The following is a 21,369-nucleotide window of genomic DNA, read 5'->3' as shown; positions in this document are numbered from 1 at the left end:
ACATCAGGCCGCAATCGCCACTTTATCGAGCAGACGGTCGAGCACCTGGTCGGCGCTCACGCCATCGGCCACTGCGTCGTAGCTCAGTTGCAGGCGATGGCGCAGCACCGGGTGCACCACGGCGCGCACGTTGTCCGGAGAAACGAAATCCTGGCCCTGCAACCAGGCGTCGGCCCGGGCACACCGGTCCAGGCCGATGCCGCCGCGAGGGCTGGCGCCGATGCTGATCCAGCGCCCAAGGTCGGCGTCGTAGTCGGCCGGATGGCGCGTGGCATTGATCAAGTCGATCAGGTAACGGTCGATCGCCGGGGACACGTGCACCGCACTGACTTCCCGGCGCGCGGCAAAGATCACGTCCTGGGCCAGGGCAAAACCCTGCACCGCAGCCGTTTTTGCGCCGAGTGCCTGTTCTTCTTTGCGCAGCAGGCGCAGCACCTGACTTTCGTTTTCCGCGCTCGGGTAATCGAGCAGCACTTTCATCAGGAAGCGGTCCATCTGCGCTTCCGGCAGCGGGTAGGTGCCTTCCTGTTCGATCGGGTTCTGGGTCGCCACCACGATGAACAGTTCCGGCAGGGCATGGCTGTTGCCGGCCACGGTGATCTGGCGCTCTTCCATGGCTTCGAGCAACGCGGCCTGGACCTTGGCCGGCGCACGGTTGATTTCGTCGGCCAGGATCAGGTTGCCGAACAGCGGGCCGGGCTGGAAGCGGATTTCGTTCTTGCCTTCGACCTGATGCAGCACCTCGGCGCCGGTGATGTCCGACGGCAGCAAATCCGGGGTGAACTGGATGCGGCTCATCTTCGCGTCCAGGTGTTTGGCCAGCGCTTTCACCGTGCGGGTCTTGGCCAGTCCGGGCAGGCTTTCGAGCAGCAGATGCCCATTGGCCAGCAGGCCGACGAGGATTTGCCGGATCACCTGGTCCTGACCGAGTACCGCTTCGGCGATGCTGGCTTGCAGGGCATTGAGGTCGTTGAGTGCGGTCATGAAAGGCTCCTGCAGAAGATCGAACGGGTACTGATGACCATGCCTGGCGAACTCCTAGAAAAATGCCAGGGTCAGGTTGACGCTGATGCCATTGCCTTCGGGCCGGTTCTTGGTGTCGAACTCCGGCACCCAACGGGCACTGAGGTTGGCCTGGGCGTCGGCGAACTTGCCGCTCCAGCCTACCGTGGGGCCAGCACCCACCGAGCGCCCGCGAAAGCCGCTGGTTGCGCCGGATCCGGAGTCATCGGTGACCTGCTGGATATAGCCTGCCACCAAACCGGCGTTCCAGCCGTTGCCGAAGCCGTGGGTCCACAGGGCGTCGAGGGTGAAAATGTTGCCGTTGCGATAATCCGTGGCGTCGTTCTCGGTGTAGAACTCCAGTCCGCTCGACAACGTGAACTCGCCGCCCTTGCCAATCAGGTGAGTGAACGCCACGGTCGGCATGAAGGTGTAAGTGTTCTGGCCGGGGTTGGCCAGGCGATCGTCGTTGTAGGCACCGGTTGGCACGTAGATCGGCAGCGAGAACGCGATGTGGTTGAGTTCGTCGAAGTGATAGCCGGCGGCAATCGGCGTCACCAGCATGTCGGCGAATTGGGTGCCGCTGTCCTCGGTGCCCAGGGTCCTGCCGCGAGGGCCGCTGATACTGGCGGTAACGTCGGTGTACTGCACCGGTACACCGATGGCCGAGGCGTAGTTCCAGCGCCCCTTGCCCGTGTCCCAGACGCGAGTGAAGTTGGCCATGGTGTAAGACACTTTCATGTCCAGCCCGGTACTCAGGGCGCCCACGATCGGCACCTGGGCGTTGCCCTTGAGATCACCGTCGTACCAGATGCTGGTCAGGGACATGACCCAACCCGGCTCCGGAGGCACGATCCCGGCATCGGAAAACACTAGTTGCCCGGTGATCGGGCGACCGACACCCCCTTCGGCCGCCAGGCTCAATGGACTGACGCTGACCATGCACAGCGCCAACAAGGGGCGCACTACGTAAGGCCTGATCATGAACGACTCCGCTTATTGTTGTGTGGTTGCTGGCGTCAGCAGCGGCAGTTTCCATTGGCCGTTGTTGACTTCCGGTTTGGGCAGGTACAGGCGCCTTGTCAAAATGCAAGGTGTAGTCGGTTTTCGACGCGTCGACCGGGTTTCCGGCCCAGGCGTTGGTGCTCGGAGCTAATGCAAGGTCGCTGAATACGATGCGGTAGTTCATGGTGCTTCCTGTCTCGACCTTCATGGCACAGCCGTGATGTCGTCGAGCTTCCAGCTCTTGTCGAAATACGCCTCGGTCGGGGCGTACAGGCGGAAGTAGCTGAACCAGTGCTTGCCCGGCAGGGTTTGCACCCAGTTGTCTTCAAAGCCTTGCGGTGCCGTCGGGCCGAAGTACAGGTCCACCGAGCCGTCGGGGTTTTTCTTCAGATTCTGCCGGGACGACAGGTCGGCCTTGCGCTGGGGGTTGTCGATCAGGCAACGGCTGTCGATGTCATACACGGTCATCGACCAGAACTGCTTGGCCGGTGGGTTGGCGTCGACGTGCAGGCGATAATGCTTGCTGCCGTCGAGCCAGTTACCCTGGTTGTCGGTGTAGGCGCCAAGGTAGGTCTGGCCCAGCCCCGGGGTTTTCGAGACCATGCCTTTGGTGTTCGTCACCGCCTCGTAGAACCAGGCACTGCGCTCCCACAGCTGGTCGTAATAGGCGACACGCTGGGACGGCTCGGCGATGTTCAGCACTGTGTCCCATTGGCGATCCGGCCAGTACTGGGCATCGGGGAAACGCTTGGCGAAGGTGTTGGCCTTGGCGATCAGTTCGCCGACCTGCGCACCCTGTTCCAGGGCCGCGCGTTGCTTGTCGTCGGGATTGAACGGCTTGTCCTTCTCGATGCCCAGGCTGGCCAGCATGGCCATGTAGAAACGGTCACGTTCGTTGACCGGTTCCTTCTGAATGATCTGGTGCAAGCGTTCCCAATACGCCAGGCCTCGTGGCTGGGTACCGGACCAGGCTTTGCCGCCGGGGGACAGCAACCTGGTCCTGGACGGTTCTGCACGCCTGGCATACGGGTACATCCTGAATTGCTCGACCAGCGCCTTGCCCTTGGCCGGGTCCGGATCGAGTACACGGAAACCGACCAACACGTTCATGGTTTCCGATTTGGCCAGGTAATACTTGCCGGCATCGGCCGGTGGCTCGGCACCCGGTGGCAGCACCAGGTATTTGCCTCCCTTGCCTTTGTCCGGGCCGGTCTGGCCCATGTCGATGATCGCCCGCTGCCAGAAATCGCCCACGCCGCCAGCAGTCGGGCCAGGTGGCAACTCAATCACCAGTGGCCCGGTTTCATTGAGGTCGACAAAGCCAAGGATGTAGGGCGTGGTGGCATTGGCCGTGATCACCCCGAGTTTGTCTTCGTAGCTGTTGAGCACCATCAGGTCGCCGCTGTGGGCACCCAGTTTGTCGCGAAACTCTTCCTGCCATTGGGCGTAGGACACCAGCGGCAACGCCCACAGATAACTCTGGGTGGCCTGCTGGAAATCCAGTTCGGCGTAAAGATGGGCGATTGACTCGTGGGCCGGCAGTTCGCCTTGCATGGCAATTTTGCCGATACGCGTATCGAGATCCTGGGCACCCACGCCGCAGCTGACGAACATTGTCATCAGGCTGAAGCCGGCTGCGCGAAGGGCAACGTTCATAAGAAGGTCCTTATTTACCGAAGGTGACATTGATCCCTGCGTACAGTGTGAGTTGTGGTAAACCATCGCCTTTTCGGTCAACGGTCCACTGTGGTTCGATATAGGCATTGAGAATATTGGACCCGGACTTCCAGGCTTGCCGCCACCCAAACCGAGTGGGATGTAATGAGTGTTGTTCTTCAGGTCGAAAGTCCAGGTGCCGGTCGAGCACCAGCCTTTTTCCAGGTTGTGGATGATGAACGGCAGGAAGGTGGCGGACTTGACTTGAGGGTGGTCCGATGCCGGTGCAGTAGCCGGTTGGCTGTCTCGGCGTGAACACGAAAAACAGGCGCCAGTGAAGTCACCCAGACGAAGGCGTACTTCCCCAATTGCTTTGACATCATTCCCCCCGCTTCCCTGGTGGCTGACTGATCGGGCCTGCGGCCCCTTATGTGCAGCCGCAACTTCGTAATCCCTTTCCGATCAAGCCTGTAGGACTTATCGGATGAAGTTAGCAGTTAACCACGGGTTAGCCAGCCATATGGATTAATTCTTTCGTTTTGTGTGTGGATTCTCGTTATTTTCGTGTACTAAAAAGTTAATACGGGTCAAAGACTTGCCCACGCAAGTTAAGTGGCCATCTAGTTAATGTGGGAGCAAGCCCGCTCCCACAGCAAGCTGAGGAAAAGGTCGAATCAGTCAGTTCTTTTTCGCCTGCTCCCAAACCCGCTCTTCCTGCTCGCGCAGTTCCGGCGTGAACTCGGCGCCAAAGTCTTCGGCCTCAAACACCTGGCGTATCTCGATCTCGGCCTCGGTGCCCGGCATCGGGTTGGGGCAGCGCTTGACCCATTCGATGGCTTCTTCTCTGGACTTCACTTTCCACAACCAGAAACCGGCAATCAGTTCCTTGGTTTCGATGAAGGGGCCGTCGATCACCGTGCGTTTTTCACCTGAAAACTTTATGCGAGCGCCTTTGCTGCTCGGGTGCAGGCCTTCGCCCGCGAGCATGATGCCGGCCTTGACCAGTTCTTCGTTGTAGTTGCCCATGGCGGTCAGCAGCTCCTGGCTGGGCATGACGCCGGCCTCGGAATCCTGGCTGGCCTTGATGATGATCATGAATCGCATGGTGTCGTCTCCGTTGCGGTTGAGTGATTCGATTTATAGTCGAACGACGATGGAGTAATTCGACAGAGTGCTATCAAAAGTTTTAGTCGAAGACGAGTCGCGTACCTTTCGTCATGAACATCGGGAAGCGGCGGGTGAGGGCGTACTCTGTACTTTTGCCGACTTGATCGGCTAACAAGCGAACCCTGTGGGCGCGAGCCTGCTCGCGATGACGTCAGCTCAGTCGCCAGCGATGTTGCATGACATTGCGCTTTCGTCGGATCGCCGCCCGGAGCAAGGCTGCTCCCACAGGGTTATGAGTTGTATCCAGTTTTGTGCGCTGATACATGACAATTTATGTTTGACCGTAGGTCGCAGGGCAATTTCGTGGTTAACTTCGGCCTCGTCAAAATTCTCCACCACAACGTTCAGAAGGACTCCGTTCATGGCTCAAGTCACTCTTAAAGGCAACCCGGTTCAAGTCAACGGCCAACTGCCACAAGCCGGTTCCAAGGCGCCAGCCTTTTCCCTGGTTGCCGGCAATCTGTCCGACGTCACCCTTAAAGACTTTGCAGGCAAGCGCAAAGTGCTGAACATCTTCCCAAGCGTTGACACCCCGACCTGCGCCACTTCCGTGCGCAAGTTCAACGCCCAGGCCAGCGACGTGGCCAACACTGTTGTGCTGTGCATCTCCGCTGACCTGCCGTTCGCCCAGGCCCGCTTCTGCGGCGCCGAAGGCCTGGAAAACGTACAGAACCTGTCGACCCTGCGCGGCGCAGAGTTCATCCAGAACTACGGCGTGGCCATCGCCGACGGCCCGCTCAAGGGCCTGACCGCTCGCGCCGTCGTGGTTCTGGACGAGAACGACAACGTGCTGCACAGCGAACTGGTTGGCGAAATCGCTGACGAGCCGAACTACGACGCGGCACTTGCTGTTCTGAAGTAAGTACGCCGTTGCAATTGTTAACACCCCCGCTGTCAAAAATGCTGTTGTAGGAGCGAGCTTGCTCGCGATGGACTCAAGAACGCTGCGTTTCGTCAGTAGACATGCGTTATCGTTAACGACCATCGCGAGCAGGCTCGCTTCTGCGCTGATCGGCATTACCCTTTGTCCAGGCCGTTTTCATTTGTGTTTCAGTGTCTTGGATAAAACTCCTGTTACGTAAGCTGAAAGTAAATTGCCGGTAAAGGCGCTTTGCTTAATACCCGCCAGTGCTTATCGTTCAGCCTCATGTAAAAAAGCCCACGCGCCCAATGGTTGATCACTCAATGCAATCCTCCGCTTCCCGTAGTCCCCGTCGCTGGCTGTTCGGCCTGCTTGTCCTGTTGGTCATTGCCGCCCTGTGCTGGAAGTTCTGGCCGGGCAGCGCTGCACCCAAAGAGGCTGCGGGGCAGAAAGCCGTTGCCGGGCATGCCGGGCGATCGGGGGGCATGCGCCCGGGGTTCGGAGGTGCGTCAGGGCCGGTACCGGTGCGCGTGGCTCCGGCCGTCACCGGTGACTTCCCGCTGTATTTCAAGGCGCTGGGCACGGTCACGGCGCTGAACACCATCAACGTCCGCAGCCGCGTGGGCGGTGAGCTGGTCAAGATTCATTTCGAAGAAGGGCAGATGGTCAAGGCCGGCGACCTGCTGGCTGAAATCGACCCGCGCCCTTACCAGAACGCCTTGCTTCAGGCCGAAGGCACCTTGCTGCAGAATCAGGCGCAATTGAAAAACGCCCAGGTCGATGTCGAGCGCTATCGCGGCCTGTACCGCGAAGACAGCATTGCCAAGCAGACCCTGGACACCGCCGAAGCGCTGGTCGGTCAGTTCCAGGGTACGGTCAAGACCAATCAGGCCGCGGTCAACGACGCCAAGCTCAACCTTGAATTTACCCGGATCCGCGCCCCCATCACCGGTCGCGTGGGCCTGCGTCAACTGGACGTCGGCAATCTGGTGGCGGCCAACGACACCACCGCCTTGGCGATCATCACCCAGACCCAACCGATCAGCGTGGCCTTCACCCTCCCGGAAAACAGCCTAGACACCGTGCTCGCCCGTTATCGCAGCGGTGCCCAATTGCCGGCTGAAGCCTGGGATCGCGGCGATACCAAGTTGCAGGCCACTGGCGTGCTGCAGAGCCTGGACAACCAGATCGACGTCACCACCGGCACCCTGAAATTCAAGGCTCGCTACGAGAACCGCGATCAGTCGCTGTTCCCCAACCAGTTCGTCAATGTGCGCCTGTTGGCCGACACCCTCAAAAACGTAGTGCTCGCACCGTCCGCCGCGATCCAGTTCGGCACCAACGGCACGTTCGCCTATGTCCTGGATGGTGACAAAAAGGTCAAGATCCGTCAGTTGAAAGTCGGCGCCAGTGACGGCCTGAACACCGTGGTCACCGAAGGCCTGTCCGCGGGCGACCGGGTCGTACTGGAAGGCACTGACCGCCTCAAAGACGGCAGCGACGTGGAGGTGGTCAACGACAGCCAGGACGTGCCGACCACGCCAACCGAACACCTGCAAGGCAAGTCGGCGGTCAACGCGGCCGAGCCCGCGACCACTGACAAGGCGAAAAAGGGTGGCGCATGAACCTCTCGCGGCTGTTCATCCTTCGCCCGGTAGCCACCACGCTGAGCATGCTGGCGATTATCCTGGCCGGCGTCATTGCCTATCGGCTGCTGCCGGTGTCGGCGTTGCCCCAGGTCGATTACCCGACCATTCGCGTCATGACCCTGTACCCTGGCGCCAGCCCGGACGTCATGACCAGCGCGGTGACCGCGCCGCTTGAACGGCAGTTCGGGCAGATGCCCGGCCTGACACAAATGGCCTCCACCAGTTCCGGCGGGGCGTCGGTGCTGACCCTGCGGTTCAGCCTCGACATCAACATGGACGTTGCCGAGCAACAGGTGCAGGCGGCGATCAACGCGGCCACCAACCTGCTGCCCAAGGACCTGCCGGCCCCGCCGGTGTACAACAAGGTCAACCCGGCCGACACGCCGGTGCTGACCCTGGCCATCACCTCCAAGACCATGCTGCTGCCCAAGCTCAACGATCTGGTCGATACGCGCATGGCGCAGAAAATCGCCCAGATCAGCGGCGTCGGCATGGTCAGCATTGCCGGTGGTCAACGCCAGGCCGTGCGGATCAAGGTCAACCCGGAGGCCCTGGCGGCCAACGGCTTGAACCTGTCGGACGTGCGCACCCTGATCGGCGCCTCCAACGTCAACCAGCCCAAGGGCAACTTCGACGGCCCGACCCGGGTCTCGATGCTCGATGCCAACGATCAACTGACGTCGCCCAAGGACTACGCCAACCTGATTCTGGCCTATGCCAACGGCGCGCCGTTGCGGCTCAAGGACGTGGCGGAAATCGTCGACGGCGCCGAGAATGAGCGCCTCGCGGCATGGGCCAACGAGAACCAGGCCGTACTGCTCAACATCCAGCGTCAGCCCGGGGCCAACGTGATCGAGGTGGTGGACCGGATCAAGGCGCTGCTGCCGAGCATCACCGACAACCTGCCGGCCGGCCTCGACGTGGTGGTGCTGACCGACCGCACCCAGACCATCCGCGCCTCGGTCAAGGACGTGCAGCACGAATTGCTGATCGCCATCGCCCTGGTGGTCATGGTCACCTTCCTGTTCCTGCGTCGCGCCAGCGCCACGATCATTCCGTCGGTGGCCGTGCCGCTGTCGCTGATCGGCACGTTCGGCGTGATGTACCTGGCCGGGTTCTCGGTCAACAACCTGACTCTGATGGCCCTGACCATCGCCACCGGTTTCGTGGTGGACGATGCGATCGTCATGCTGGAGAACATTGCGCGCTTCATTGAGGAGGGCGACAGCCCGCTGAACGCGGCACTCAAGGGCGCCAAACAGATCGGTTTCACCCTGATCTCCCTGACGTTGTCGCTGATCGCCGTGCTGATCCCGCTGCTGTTCATGGCGGACGTGGTCGGGCGCTTGTTCCGCGAGTTCGCCATTACGCTGGCGGTGGCGATCCTGATTTCCCTGGTGGTTTCCCTGACGCTGACGCCGATGATGTGCGCGCGGCTGCTCAAGCGCGAACCCAAGCAAGCCGAGCAGGGGCGTTTCTATCGCGCAAGCGGTGCGTTCATCGACTGGATGATCGCCGCTTACGGACGCCAGTTGCAGTGGGTGCTCAAGCACCAGCCCCTGACCTTGATGGTGGCCATCGGCACCCTGGCGCTCACGGTATTCCTGTACATGGTAGTGCCCAAGGGCTTCTTCCCGGTGCAGGACACCGGGGTTATCCAGGGTATTTCCGAAGCGCCGCAATCGATTTCCTTCGCCGCCATGAGCGAGCGTCAGCAGGAGCTGGCCAAGGTGATTCTGGCCGACCCGGCGGTTGAGAGCCTGTCCTCCTACATTGGCGTGGACGGCGACAACTCGACCCTCAACAGCGGTCGTTTGCTTATCAACCTCAAGTCGCACCGCGACCGTGACCTGAGTGCAACGCAAGTGATTGCCCGCCTGCAACCGGAGCTGGACAAGCTGGTCGGCATCCGCCTGTTCATGCAGCCGGTGCAGGACCTGACCATCGAGGACCGGGTCAGTCGTACGCAGTACCAGTTCAGCATGTCGTCGCCGGACTCGAAGCTGCTGAGCCTGTGGAGCGGGCGCCTGGTCGAGGCCTTGGCCGACCGCCCGGAGCTGACCGACGTGGCCAGCGATCTGCAGGACAAGGGCCTGCAGGTTTATCTGGTGATCGACCGCGATGCGGCGTCGCGGGTCGGGGTGTCGGTGTCGAACATCACCGATGCGCTGTACGACGCCTTTGGCCAGCGGCAGATTTCCACGATCTACACCCAGGCGAGCCAGTACCGCGTGGTCCTGCAATCGCAGTCCGGCGAGAAGATCGGCCCGGATGCGTTGAACCAGATTCACGTCAAGACCACCGATGGCGGCCAGGTGCGCCTGTCCAGCCTGGCGCATATCGAGGAGCGTCAGGCGCAACTGGCGATCACCCACATCGGCCAGTTCCCGGCGGTGATGATGTCCTTCAACCTCGCGCCCGGCGTGGCGCTGGGGCATGCGGTCGAGATCATCGAGCAGGTGCAGAAGGACATCGGCATGCCGATTGGCGTGCAGACCCAATTCCAGGGCGCGGCGCAGGCGTTCCAGGCTTCGTTGTCGAGCACCTTGCTGCTGATCCTGGCGGCGGTGGTGACCATGTACATCGTGCTGGGCGTGCTCTACGAGAGCTACATCCACCCGATCACCATTCTCTCGACCTTGCCGTCGGCGGCGGTGGGTGCCTTGCTGGCGTTGATCCTCAGTGGCAACGACCTGGGCATGATCGCGATCATCGGCATCATTCTGCTGATCGGCATCGTCAAGAAGAACGCGATCATGATGATCGACTTCGCGCTCGACGCCGAGCGTAACCAGGGCATGGACCCGCAAACGGCGATCTATCAGGCCGCCTTGCTGCGTTTCCGGCCGATCCTGATGACGACCCTGGCGGCGCTCTTCGGTGCCGTGCCGTTGATGCTGGCCACCGGTTCCGGTGCGGAACTGCGCCAGCCGCTGGGCCTGGTGATGGTCGGCGGCCTGTTGCTGAGCCAGGTTTTGACCCTGTTCACTACGCCCGTGATCTACCTGTATTTCGATCGTCTCGGTCGGCGCTTTGGCAAGACCGGCGCTCAGGAGACGGCGGTATGACGGCCTGCATAACCTGTGGGAGCGGGCTTGCTCGCGAAGGCGTCCGGTCAGTCGACAGGGATATTGAATGCAAGGCCCTCTTCGCGAGCAGGCTCGCTCCCACAGGGGGCCTGCAGGGCTCGTGGGTTGGTGCCGGGAGCGGTCATCGATGAATCTCTCGGGACCTTTCATCAAGCGCCCGGTCGCGACCATGTTGCTGAGCCTGGCCATCATGCTGCTGGGTGGCGTGAGCTTCGGTTTGCTGCCCGTGTCGCCGCTGCCGCAAATGGACTTTCCGGTGATCGTGGTCCAGGCCAGCCTGCCCGGTGCCAGCCCCGAGGTGATGGCGTCGACGGTGGCCACGCCGCTGGAACGCTCTTTCGGCGCGATTGCCGGGGTCAACACCATGAGCAGCCGCTCCAGCCAGGGCTCGACCCGGGTGATCCTGCAATTCGACCTCGACCGCGACATCAACGGCGCGGCGCGGGAAGTGCAGGCGGCCATCAACGCCTCGCGCAATCTGCTGCCCAGCGGGATGCGCAGCATGCCGACCTACAAGAAGGTCAACCCGTCCCAGGCGCCTATCATGGTGCTGTCGCTGACGTCCGATGTGCTGGAAAAAGGCCAGCTCTATGACCTGGCTTCGACGATCCTGTCCCAGAGCCTGTCCCAGGTGCAGGGCGTCGGCGAGGTGCAGATCGGCGGCAGTTCGCTGCCGGCGGTGCGTATCGAACTCGAACCGCAGGCGCTGAACCAGTACGGCGTGGCCCTGGACGATGTGCGCAACACCATCGCCAATGCCAACGTACGCCGGCCCAAGGGCTCGGTGGAGGACGATCAACGTCTGTGGCAGGTCCAGGCCAACGACCAGCTGGAAAAAGCCAAGGACTACGAGTCGCTGATCATCCACTACAACGGCGGCGCGGCCCTGCGCCTCAAGGACGTGGCCAAGGTCAGCGACGGCGTCGAAGACCGCTACAACAGCGGTTTCTTCAACGACGACGCGGCGGTGCTGCTGGTGATCAACCGGCAGGCCGGCGCCAACATCATCGAGACGGTCAACGAGATCAAGGCGCAGTTGCCGGCGTTGCAGGCGGTGTTGCCGGCCAGCGTCAAGCTGAACCTGGCCATGGATCGTTCCCCGGTGATCAAGGCCACGTTGCACGAAGCGGAAATGACCTTGCTGATCGCCGTGGCGCTGGTGATCCTGGTGGTGTTCCTGTTCCTCGGTAACTTCCGCGCCTCGCTGATCCCGACCCTGGCGGTGCCGGTGTCGCTGGTCGGTACCTTTGCCGTGATGTACCTCTACGGCTTTTCGCTGAACAACCTGTCGCTGATGGCGCTGATCCTGGCCACCGGGCTGGTGGTGGACGATGCCATCGTGGTGCTGGAGAACATTTCCCGGCACATCGACGAAGGCGTGCGACCGATGAAGGCGGCCTACCTCGGCGCCCAGGAAGTCGGCTTCACCCTGCTGTCGATGAACGTGTCGCTGGTGGCGGTGTTCCTGTCGATCCTGTTCATGGGCGGGATCGTTGAAAGCCTGTTCCGCGAATTCTCCATCACCCTGGCGGCGGCAATCGTGGTTTCGCTGCTGGTGTCATTGACCCTGACCCCGATGCTCTGCGCCCGCTGGCTCAAGCCGCACACGCCGGGGCAGGAGAACCGCCTGCAACGCTGGAGCCGGCGGGCCAACGACTGGATGGTCGGCAAATACGCCACCAGCCTCGACTGGGTGCTGCGCCACAAACGCCTGACGTTGCTCAGCCTGTTCGTGACAATCGGTGTGAACATTGCGCTGTATATTGTTGTTCCTAAAACATTTTTACCTCAGCAGGATACCGGTCAACTGATCGGTTTCGTGCGCGGCGACGACGGCCTGTCGTTCAGCGTGATGCAGCCGAAGATGGAGATTTTCCGCCGTGCGGTGCTCAAGGATGAAGCGGTAGAAAGCGTCGCCGGATTCATCGGCGGCAGCAACGGCACCAACAACGCCTTCATGCTGGTGCGGCTGAAACCGATCAAGGAACGCAACATTTCAGCGCAGAAAGTCATCGAACGCCTGCGCAAGGAAATGCCCAAGGTGCCCGGCGCACAACTGATGCTCATGGCCGACCAGGACCTGCAGTTCGGTGGCGGCCGTGAGCAGACCACCTCGCAATACTCCTACATCCTGCAAAGCGGGGATCTCGGGGCATTGCGCGAGTGGTATCCGAAAGTCGTCACCGCGCTCAGGGCCTTGCCGGAACTGACGGCCATCGATGCGCGGGAAGGCCGGGGCGCCCGGCAAGTGACCCTGATCGTCGACCGCGACCAGGCCAAACGCCTGGGTGTCGACATGGACATGGTCACGGCGGTGCTGAACAACGCCTACAGCCAGCGGCAGATTTCGACCATCTACGACAGCCTCAACCAGTATCAGGTGGTGATGGAGGTCAACCCGAAATACGCCCAGGACCCGATCACCCTCAAGCAGGTCCAGGTCATCACCGCCGATGGCGCGCGGATTCCGCTGTCGACCATCGCCCATTACGAAAACAGCCTGGAAAACGACCGGGTCAGCCACGAAGGCCAGTTCGCTTCGGAAAGCATTGCCTTCGACATGGCCGAAGGCGTGACCGTGGAGCAGGGTGGTGCCGCCATCGAGCGGGCGATTGCCAAGGTCGGGCTGCCGGAAGAGGTGATCGCGAAAATGGCCGGCACAGCCGACGCTTTCGCGGCGACCCAGAAAAGTCAGCCGTGGATGATTCTGGGGGCGCTGGTGGCGGTGTATCTGGTCTTGGGTGTGCTGTACGAAAGCTACATTCATCCGCTGACCATCCTGTCCACCCTGCCGTCCGCCGGGGTCGGCGCGTTGCTGTCGATCTATGCGCTGGGCGGCGAGTTCAGCCTGATTTCGTTGCTGGGGCTGTTTCTGCTGATCGGCGTGGTGAAGAAAAACGCCATTCTGATGATCGACCTGGCGTTGCAGCTGGAGCGGCATCAGGGCATGGCACCGCTGGAATCGATTCGCAGTGCCTGCCTGCAACGTTTGCGACCGATCCTGATGACCACCCTGGCGGCGATCCTCGGTGCCTTGCCGTTGCTGCTGAGCCGCGCCGAAGGGGCGGAAATGCGCCAGCCGCTGGGTCTGACCATCATCGGCGGGCTGATCTTCAGCCAGGTGCTGACGCTTTACACCACGCCAGTGGTTTACCTCTATCTCGACAAACTGCGCCATCGCTTCAACAAATGGCGTGGGGTGCGTACCGATGCTGCTCTGGAAACTCCGCTATGACTGAACGTTCGCTTTTCAACCTGGCTGCACCGCTGATCACGGCTCGAGGCTCGCGTTTGCTGAGCCTGTCACTGTGCGTGGCCATGCTCAGTGCCTGCGCCGTCGGCCCGGATTACCAGCGCCCGCAAACCGCGGAACCTGCGCAGTACAAGGCAGCAGAAGGCTGGCGCCAGGCCAACCCGAGCGATGCCCTGGCGCGCGGTGCATGGTGGGAGCTTTATGGCGATCAACAGCTCAATGGCCTGATCGAGAAGCTCAACAGCGCCAACCAGACCGTCGCCCAGTCCGAAGCCCAGTACCGCCAGGCCCAGGCCTTGGTGCGCAGCGCACGCGGGGCGTTTTTCCCCACGGTCGACCTGAACGTCAGCAAGAACCGTTCAAGCCAGGGCACCGGCAGCAGCAGCTCCAGCCTGAGCAGTTCGTCCAGCGGTATTCGCGACACGTATTCGGCCCAGGCGGGCGTCAGTTGGGAAGCGGATGTGTGGGGCAAGCTGCGCCGTGGCCTGGAAGCCGACACCGCGAATGCCCAGGCAAGCTTCGCCGATCTGGCGGCCATGCGCCTGAGTCAACAGTCGGAACTGGTGCAGAATTACCTGCAATTGCGCGTGATCGATGGCCAGAAACGCCTGCTCCAGGACACGGTCGAGGCTTATCAGCGCTCCCTGAAGATGACCGAGAACCAGTACCGCGCCGGCGTATCCGGCAAGGACGCCGTGGCCCAGGCCCAGACCCAGCTCAAGAGCACTGAAGCGGACATGATCGACCTGATCTGGCAACGTGCCCAGTTCGAGAACGCCATTGCCGTGCTGATCGGCCTGCCGCCGGCGGAGTTCAGCCTGGCGCAAAGCCAGGACATTCCGCAGTTGCCGCAAGTGCCGGTGGCCCTGCCTTCGCAGTTGCTGGAGCGTCGCCCGGACATCGCTTCGGCCGAACGCTCGGTGATGGCTGCCAACGCCAACATCGGCGTGGCCAAGGCTGCCTATTACCCGGACCTGACCCTGAGCTTGAACGGTGGTTACAGCAGCAGTACCTCGAAAGACTTGTTCAGCCTGCCAAACCGATTCTGGTCGGTCGGGCCGCAATTGGCCATGACCCTGTTCGACGGCGGCCAGCGCTCGGCGGAAGTCGACCGCAGTGAAGCGGCCTATGACGAAACAGTGGCCAAGTACCGCCAGACTGTGCTGGACGGATTCCGCGAAGTGGAAAACTTCCTGGTGCAACTCAAGGTGCTGCAGGACGAAGCCGTCGTACGCCAACAGGCGCTGGACGCCGCCCGTGAATCGTTGCGCCTGACCCAGAACCAGTACAAGGCCGGCTTGATCGCATACATCGATGTGGTGGTGACCCAAGCGGCGGCGCTGAACAATGAGCGCAGCAACCTGGACCTGTTGCAAAGCCGCCTGATCGCCAGCGTGCAGTTGATCGCCGCGCTGGGCGGTGGCTGGGACGGGCAGCTTGAAGTGAGCGAGAGCCGATAACGCAATCTAACGCACGCTGCAATCCCTGTGGGAGCGAGCTTGCTCGCGATGGCTGAGTCACATTCAGCATGGATGCTGCCTGACCCACCGCTATCGCGAGCAAGCTCGCTCCCACAGGTTTTGTGCTCTCGACTCCTTCCTTGTGGCAGGCGCCAGCAGCTTGACGCGAGTTAATGTAAAACCTTAAAACAAACGTTTCATCGGACTGATGGCCCTTTGCTCATTTTGTGAGTGCGTTCTCATTCGGAATCAGTACAATCGCCGCATTTTCCCCCGGCGAGAATCAATACCATTAATGGGGGTATTCGCGAGAAGTCCGCATGCTCATCGGTAGCTATTCCCCCACCCTGGTTATCATTTCGCTCTGTGTCGCGATTCTCGCCTCATATACCGCACTCGACCTGACCGGACGCATTGCCACTGCCAAAGGCCGCGCCGTGCATTTGTGGACCGTGGGCGGGGCCATTGCCATGGGCATCGGCATCTGGTCGATGCACTTTATCGGCATGCTCGCATTCAAGCTGCCGATCGATCTGGGCTATGACGGCGCAATCACCCTGTTGTCGCTGTTGATCGGCGTGCTCTCCAGCGGTTTTGCGCTGTGGCTGGTCAGCCAGCCAAAACTTCCGGCCTGGCAACTGGCCTTTGGCGCGCTGGTCATGGGCGCTGGCATCAGCGCGATGCACTACACCGGTATGGCTGCCATGCGCATGCAACCAGGCATCGACTATGACCCGACGCTGTTCGGCGCTTCGCTGATGATCGCTGTCGCTGCCTCGGGCGCGGCATTGTGGATCGCGTTCCATTTACGCCAACACACGCCTTATGTCCGCCTGATCCGTGGCGGTGCCGCTGTGATCATGGGCATCGCCATCGTCGGCATGCACTACACCGGGATGGCCGCTGCACGCTTTGCCGATGGCAGCTTTTGCGGGGCAGCGGTCGACGGTCTGAACGGCAAGGGCCTGGACAACCTGGTGCTGATCACCACGTTGGCGGTGCTGTGCATTGCCTTGCTGACCTCGATCCTCGATGCGCGCCTGGAGGCCCGCACCGCGAGCCTGGCCCAGTCGCTGACCGAAGCCAACCGTGAACTGACCCAACTGGCCCTGCACGACACCCTCACCGGGTTGCCGAACCGGACGTTGCTCGCCGACCGAATCGATCAGGCCATGTCCCGGGTTCGTGAACAGGGCGGTTGCTTTGCCCTGATGTTCATCGACCTGGACGGCTTCAAACCCGTCAACGATGCCTTCGGTCACCACATGGGCGACCTGCTTTTGCGCGAAGTGGCCATGCGCCTGCGCGAAGACTTGCGCAGCCAGGACACCCTGGCGCGGATCGGCGGCGATGAGTTCGTGTTGCTGGTGCAATTGAGCGAGCAGAACGATGCCTTGAGCCTCGCGGCCCGCCAGGTCGGGTTGATTGCACGGGCGTTCCGGGTTGCCGAACATGATTTGCACATTTCCGCCAGTGTCGGCATCGCGCTCTATCCGGGTAACGGGCAGTCCGCCCACGAATTGCTGATGAACGCCGACGCGGCGATGTACCACGCCAAGGGCGCGGGTAAAAACGGCTACAGCTTTTTCGATGCCTCGATGAACACCAACGCGCGCAAGCAACTGCAATTGCTGCAGGACTTGCGCAATGCCGTGGAACATCAGCAATTCAGCCTGCATTACCAGCCCAAGTTCGATGCCGCCAATGGCCGGCCGGTGGGCGCCGAGGCCCTGTTGCGCTGGGAGCACCCGACGCAGGGGTTGCTGTTACCGGACAAGTTCATCGAGCTGGCGGAAAAGACCGGGCTGATCATTCCGATCGGCGAGTGGGTGCTCAACGAAGCGTGCCGCCAGATGCGCGAGTGGTACGTGCTGGGCTACACCGATTGGCGCATCGCCGTGAACCTGTCGGCCATCCAGTTTTGCCATGCCGGACTGGTCCAGAGCGTCGCCAGGGCATTGGCGACTCACCATCTGCCGGCCAATAGCCTGACCCTGGAAATCACTGAAACCACCGCAATGAGCGATGCCGACGCGAGCATGACGGTGCTTCAGGAACTCTCGGAAATGGGTGTCGACCTGTCCATCGACGATTTTGGCACCGGTTATTCGAGTTTGATGTACCTCAAGCGCTTGCCGGCCAACGAACTGAAGATCGACCGCGGTTTTGTCCGTGACCTGGAGCACGACAGCGATGACGCCGCCATCGTTTCGGCCATCGTGGCGCTCGGCCAGGCGTTGGGGTTGCGCATCGTTGCCGAGGGTGTGGAGACGGGTTCGCAGCAGGACTTCCTGACGCAACTGGGCTGCGACTCGTTACAGGGTTACCTGCTGGGGCATCCGTTGCCGGCCGCAGGTTTCATGATGGAAATCCATCGCTCGGAGCGATTGGCGCTGGCTTGACAGTCCGTGTCATCGTTCATCGCGGGCAAGCCACGCTCCCACAGGTTTTGCATATTCTGTGGGAGCGTGGCTTGCCCGTGATGGCGTCTGTGCAAACGCTACCCAAGCCATGCAAAAACCGCCAATGGCGGTTATTCTTGCCCCCGACCGCTTAAGCTTTGATTGGGGGAAGGCTCGCATGGACAAAGTCATCGTCATCACCGGCGGCAGCCGCGGCATTGGTGCCGCCACCGCACTGTTGGCCGCCGCGCAGGGCTATCGGATCTGCATCAATTATCAGGCGGACGAAAAGGCCGCACTCGGCGTGCTAGAGCAAGTCCGCGCCCTCGGTGCGCAAGCCATTGCGGTAAGGGCCGATGTCAGCATCGAAGACGAAGTCATCGCGCTGTTCCATCGGGTCGACAATGAACTGGGCCGGGTCACGGCGCTGGTCAATAACGCCGGGACCGTGGGGCAAAAGTCCCGGGTCGACGAAATGTCCGAGTTCCGCATTCTCAAGATCATGAAAACCAACGTCCTGGCGCCGATCCTCTGCGCCAAGCACGCGATCCTGCGCATGTCGCCCAAACACGGCGGGCAGGGCGGCAGTATCGTCAACGTGTCCTCGGTGGCCGCACGCTTGGGCGCGCCCAACGAATATGTCGACTACGCGGCGTCAAAAGGTGCGCTGGACACCTTCACCATCGGCCTGTCCAAGGAAGTGGCGGGAGAGGGGATCCGCGTCAACGCGGTGCGCCCGGGCTACATCTACACCGATTTCCATGCCTTGAGCGGCGATCCGGACCGGGTCAGCAAGCTTGAGTCGGCGATCCCGATGGCCCGCGGCGGGCGCCCGGATGAAGTGGCGGAGGCGATTGTCTGGTTGTTGTCGGACAAGGCTTCTTATGCGACGGGGACATTTGTTGATCTTGGTGGTGGACGCTGAGTTGAGCCCGCAAGCATCCACCTGTTATTTCTGACAGTAGACGCTGCTGACAAGGGCGCCTAGATTGGCGACGAGCCACGCAACCGAACACTGCGTGTGTTGAAGCCTCTCAAAGTCGGGCGCCTTGTGCATGCACATCCACACACCAACGCTGAACGCCGTCGACCCTCGCGGTTTAGCTGTTCGTACGGTGGCTTATCATCGTCGCGCGACCAGTGCGCCGCCCGAGTCACGGGTCACGCATCAGCTGTATGACGGGGCCGGCCGTCTTGCTCGGCAACGCGATCCGCGATTGTTTGCGTTGCTCGATGCGCCTTCAAACCTGTCCAGCACTTACAGCCTTACGAGTCAGCCGCTGTGCAGCGACAGTGTCGATGCTGGCTGGCAAGTCGATTTGCCCGGTGCAGCCGGGCAGGTAATCGAGTCATGGGATCAACGCGGTTGGCATCGTCGCACTGAGCATGATTCGTCGCTGCGGCCGGTGGCGATGTTCGAGCAAGGCATCGGTGAGGTGGAGCGCTGTGCCGAGCGCATCCGATGGGGCGCTGCGACAGATGAAGAGGCCCGGCACAATCGCTGTGGTCAGCCGATCCGACAGGATGATCCGGCAGGGAGTCGATTGCTTTCCGATTCCGGGATGTCAGCGGCGGTACTGCTTGAGATTCGGCATTTCTTGAACAGTTTTGATCCGCCCGATTGGCCCCTTGTAGAAGCGGAGCGCGACCTTTTGCTGGAACCGGGCGAGGGGGCACGGGCATCCTGGTCCTTCCTGCCTTCGGGTGAGCTCTCGCATCAAACCGACGCCAAAGGTCACACCCGACATTTCACCTATGACCGCGCCGGGCAACTGCATTCGGTCGGGCTGCAACGCTCCGGCCAATCCACCGCCGACACGCTGGTCAATGCCATCGAGTACAACGCTTTTGGCCAGATAGAACAGGAGCGGGCCGGCAATGGCATGCGTACTTCCAGCAGTTATGATCCGGCCAATGGACGCCTGACAAACCTCGATACCCAAGGCCCCGTTCAGGGATATTTGCAGAAGCTCAGTTACGGCTACGACCCCGCAGGCAACATCACCGAAATCGCCGATGCGGCGCTGCCCATTCAGTACTTTGCCAATCAGCGCATCGAGCCGGTACGGCGCTTCGCCTACGACACGCTCTACCAGCTAATCAGCGCCACCGGCTGGGAAACCGCCAAGCCGTCGTTGGGGCCGGCTTTGCCGGAGTGGCAGGGATTCGGCCCGCCGGACGGCAGTCGCTGGTGCAGGTACACAGAAACCTATCACTACGATGAAGCGGGCAATCTGCTGCAGCGTCTGCATCACGGCGCGGTAGACGACACCTTGATCATGCGCGTGGCATCGCACAGCAATCGCAGCGTGAAAGATCGAGCCGGCCAGCCGGCCATTGACGAGCTGTTCGACGCTCGCGGCAACCTGCTGGAGCTACAACCTGGGCAGGCTTTGCAGTGGAATGGGCGTAATCAGTTGGCCCAAGTCACCCAAGTGGCGCGGATTGAAGGCGCTGACGACATCGAGAGGTATGTTTACGACAGCGAAGGCGCTCGCCTGCGCAAATACCGGGAGGTCACCGCGAAATCCATCGTGCATACGCCCGAGGTACGTTACTTGCCGGGTATCGAACTGCACGCCAATAGCGCCACAGGAGAACGGCTCCAGGTGATCAGCGTACAGGCCGGGCGCTGCACTGTACGCCTGCTGCATTGGGACAGTCCACCGCCAGCAGGATTGGACAACGATCAGTGGCGTTACTGTTTCGACGATCATCTGGGGTCGAGTGCCTTTGAGGTCGATGCCCAGGCTAAAACCATCAGTCAGGAAGTGTATTACCCCTTCGGCGGCACAGCGTGGTTGGCGGGGCGGCACGAGGTAGAAACCAGCTACAAGACCATTCGTTATTCGGGCAAGGAACGGGATGCGACGGGGCTTTATTACTATGGGGCGCGGTATTACGCACCGTGGTTGCAGCGGTGGTTGAATCCGGATCCGGCGGGGGATGTGGATGGGTTGAATTTTTATCGGTTTGTCAGGAATGGTCCGGATAATTATGTAGACAGCCAAGGGAACTTTCCAACACCAGCATCAATTTTTAGAGCTTGGTACCAATTGATTGAGTATGCAGTCGACTGGTTCGACGGAACCCATGTTTCATCTGGGATAGAGCTTGCACATGAGGGGATGGATGAGTTTAGAAGAGATAAGCCCAATTTGGCAGCTGAATTAGAAAGCGCGTTCAATCTAGCAGTAGAAAACCTGCAGCATGCGGTGGACGTGTTGGAGAGGGGGCAGTTGAATTTGTATATTGCTGGCGCAAATTTTGGCGACATTTCTTTACAGGATATTAATTATTTGAGTCGCGGGTATCGGGGTATGATTTTGGATATTGAGAGTATTAGAAGTAATCACGAGAGGTTGGTGTTTGTTTCGGGCGAGACACCTGTTGCGTTTGTGCGAAAAACTGATGCGGCGCGTCGGATATATATTAATATCGACAGTTTTTTCGAGGAGTCAATAGAAAATCAAAGCCATATTTTGGGGCATGAGCTTACGCATTTGAGCACAGATTTCCAATCTGAAGATTTTTGGTATCTTTCAAGAGCTCAGTTTGATAGCTGGGAAGAAGTGTTGGGTTGGTCAAGGGTTGTAATGCGAGAAGGAGTTGAAGATGGTTTTTTTCATTCAAAAGCAGAGGATGTTTTTATTTCGCGGGCGGGGATGCGTAATGTTGTTGAAGCAAGAGAAAAATTTTATAATAGTTCTGCATTTAGAACTCGGTTGGCATTGCATAATGCAGATACACTCATGAATTTTGCTGAGCTAATAAATAATTCAAGGTAGACGGAAAATCCTGCCCGTGAGTTAGTAAGTTGCAAA

The 21,369-nt window shown here is 60.6% G+C and carries 12 protein-coding genes and 1 pseudogene; 8 read left to right on the top strand and 5 right to left on the bottom strand.

The window, feature by feature from the left end; all coding sequences use genetic code 11:
• Positions 1-3: 3 nt before the first annotated feature.
• The 5 genes and pseudogenes from PPUTUW4_RS14325 to PPUTUW4_RS14310 form a co-directional block, all read right to left on the bottom strand.
• Complete coding sequence (locus PPUTUW4_RS14325; RefSeq protein WP_015095316.1) at positions 4-984, bottom strand: MoxR family ATPase; 981 nt, start codon at positions 982-984, stop codon at positions 4-6.
• Positions 985-1,038: 54 nt separating this feature from the next.
• A complete protein-coding gene (locus tag PPUTUW4_RS14320; protein ID WP_015095315.1) occupies positions 1,039-1,986 on the bottom strand; it encodes a transporter in 948 nt (315 codons plus the stop codon).
• A gap of 225 nt (positions 1,987-2,211) precedes the next feature.
• Positions 2,212-3,663 carry a DUF1254 domain-containing protein gene (locus PPUTUW4_RS14315; protein ID WP_015095314.1) on the bottom strand — a complete coding sequence of 484 codons (1,452 nt, stop codon included), beginning with the start codon at positions 3,661-3,663 and terminating at the stop codon, positions 2,212-2,214.
• A gap of 10 nt (positions 3,664-3,673) precedes the next feature.
• Positions 3,674-3,942, bottom strand: a pseudogene (locus PPUTUW4_RS30265) (hypothetical protein); the annotation flags it as partial.
• A gap of 399 nt (positions 3,943-4,341) precedes the next feature.
• Positions 4,342-4,767 (bottom strand): YciI family protein, encoded by a 426-nt coding sequence (locus PPUTUW4_RS14310; protein WP_015095313.1) that lies wholly within the window; start codon positions 4,765-4,767, stop codon positions 4,342-4,344.
• 424 nt (positions 4,768-5,191) lie between these two features.
• Between PPUTUW4_RS14310 and tpx the strand changes: the two genes are divergently transcribed.
• The 8 genes from tpx to PPUTUW4_RS14265 all read left to right on the top strand — a co-directional run bounded on the left by tpx (position 5,192) and on the right by PPUTUW4_RS14265 (position 21,333).
• Positions 5,192-5,692, top strand: a complete 501-nt coding sequence (tpx, locus tag PPUTUW4_RS14300; protein ID WP_015095312.1) for a thiol peroxidase — start codon at positions 5,192-5,194, stop codon at positions 5,690-5,692.
• 308 nt (positions 5,693-6,000) lie between these two features.
• Positions 6,001-7,317, top strand: a complete 1,317-nt coding sequence (locus PPUTUW4_RS14295) for an MdtA/MuxA family multidrug efflux RND transporter periplasmic adaptor subunit (protein WP_015095311.1) — start codon at positions 6,001-6,003, stop codon at positions 7,315-7,317.
• Positions 7,314-10,409: an MdtB/MuxB family multidrug efflux RND transporter permease subunit gene (locus PPUTUW4_RS14290; RefSeq protein ID WP_015095310.1), complete on the top strand. Its 3,096-nt coding sequence runs from the start codon at positions 7,314-7,316 to the stop codon at positions 10,407-10,409. The genes PPUTUW4_RS14295 and PPUTUW4_RS14290 overlap by 4 nt, the downstream gene beginning before the upstream one ends.
• Before the next feature lie 148 nt (positions 10,410-10,557).
• Positions 10,558-13,665, top strand: coding sequence for an efflux RND transporter permease subunit (locus tag PPUTUW4_RS14285; RefSeq protein WP_015095309.1), 3,108 nt, complete (start codon positions 10,558-10,560; stop codon positions 13,663-13,665).
• Complete coding sequence (locus PPUTUW4_RS14280) at positions 13,662-15,143, top strand: efflux transporter outer membrane subunit (RefSeq protein ID WP_015095308.1); 1,482 nt, start codon at positions 13,662-13,664, stop codon at positions 15,141-15,143. Before PPUTUW4_RS14285 ends, PPUTUW4_RS14280 begins: the two co-directional genes overlap by 4 nt.
• 320 nt (positions 15,144-15,463) lie before the next feature.
• On the top strand, positions 15,464-17,545 hold the full coding sequence (locus PPUTUW4_RS14275; RefSeq protein ID WP_015095307.1) for an EAL domain-containing protein: 2,082 nt from the start codon (positions 15,464-15,466) through the stop codon (positions 17,543-17,545).
• Between the two features lie 178 nt (positions 17,546-17,723).
• Positions 17,724-18,470, top strand: a complete 747-nt coding sequence (locus PPUTUW4_RS14270; RefSeq protein WP_007974372.1) for an SDR family oxidoreductase — start codon at positions 17,724-17,726, stop codon at positions 18,468-18,470.
• 130 nt (positions 18,471-18,600) lie between these two features.
• Positions 18,601-21,333: an RHS repeat-associated core domain-containing protein gene (locus tag PPUTUW4_RS14265; protein ID WP_015095306.1), complete on the top strand. Its 2,733-nt coding sequence runs from the start codon at positions 18,601-18,603 to the stop codon at positions 21,331-21,333.
• The last annotated feature ends 36 nt before the right edge of the window (positions 21,334-21,369 follow it).

Source organism: Pseudomonas sp. UW4, from assembly GCF_000316175.1.
Lineage (GTDB): Bacteria > Pseudomonadota > Gammaproteobacteria > Pseudomonadales > Pseudomonadaceae > Aquipseudomonas > Aquipseudomonas laurylsulfatiphila.
The sequence above is the reverse complement of the archived record's forward strand: the minus strand, read 5'-3'. Positions and strand labels throughout refer to the sequence as shown.

Coding starts and splice junctions, on each gene's coding strand:
- tpx (WP_015095312.1), top strand. CDS start 5,192: ATGGCTCAAGTCACTCTTAAAGGCAACCCGGTTCAAGTCAACGGCCAA.
- PPUTUW4_RS14320 (WP_015095315.1), bottom strand. CDS start 1,986: ATGATCAGGCCTTACGTAGTGCGCCCCTTGTTGGCGCTGTGCATGGTC.
- PPUTUW4_RS14270 (WP_007974372.1), top strand. CDS start 17,724: ATGGACAAAGTCATCGTCATCACCGGCGGCAGCCGCGGCATTGGTGCC.
- PPUTUW4_RS14265 (WP_015095306.1), top strand. CDS start 18,601: ATGCACATCCACACACCAACGCTGAACGCCGTCGACCCTCGCGGTTTA.
- PPUTUW4_RS14325 (WP_015095316.1), bottom strand. CDS start 984: ATGACCGCACTCAACGACCTCAATGCCCTGCAAGCCAGCATCGCCGAA.
- PPUTUW4_RS14275 (WP_015095307.1), top strand. CDS start 15,464: ATGCTCATCGGTAGCTATTCCCCCACCCTGGTTATCATTTCGCTCTGT.
- PPUTUW4_RS14295 (WP_015095311.1), top strand. CDS start 6,001: ATGGTTGATCACTCAATGCAATCCTCCGCTTCCCGTAGTCCCCGTCGC.
- PPUTUW4_RS14290 (WP_015095310.1), top strand. CDS start 7,314: ATGAACCTCTCGCGGCTGTTCATCCTTCGCCCGGTAGCCACCACGCTG.
- PPUTUW4_RS14280 (WP_015095308.1), top strand. CDS start 13,662: ATGACTGAACGTTCGCTTTTCAACCTGGCTGCACCGCTGATCACGGCT.
- PPUTUW4_RS14285 (WP_015095309.1), top strand. CDS start 10,558: ATGAATCTCTCGGGACCTTTCATCAAGCGCCCGGTCGCGACCATGTTG.
- PPUTUW4_RS14315 (WP_015095314.1), bottom strand. CDS start 3,663: ATGAACGTTGCCCTTCGCGCAGCCGGCTTCAGCCTGATGACAATGTTC.
- PPUTUW4_RS14310 (WP_015095313.1), bottom strand. CDS start 4,767: ATGCGATTCATGATCATCATCAAGGCCAGCCAGGATTCCGAGGCCGGC.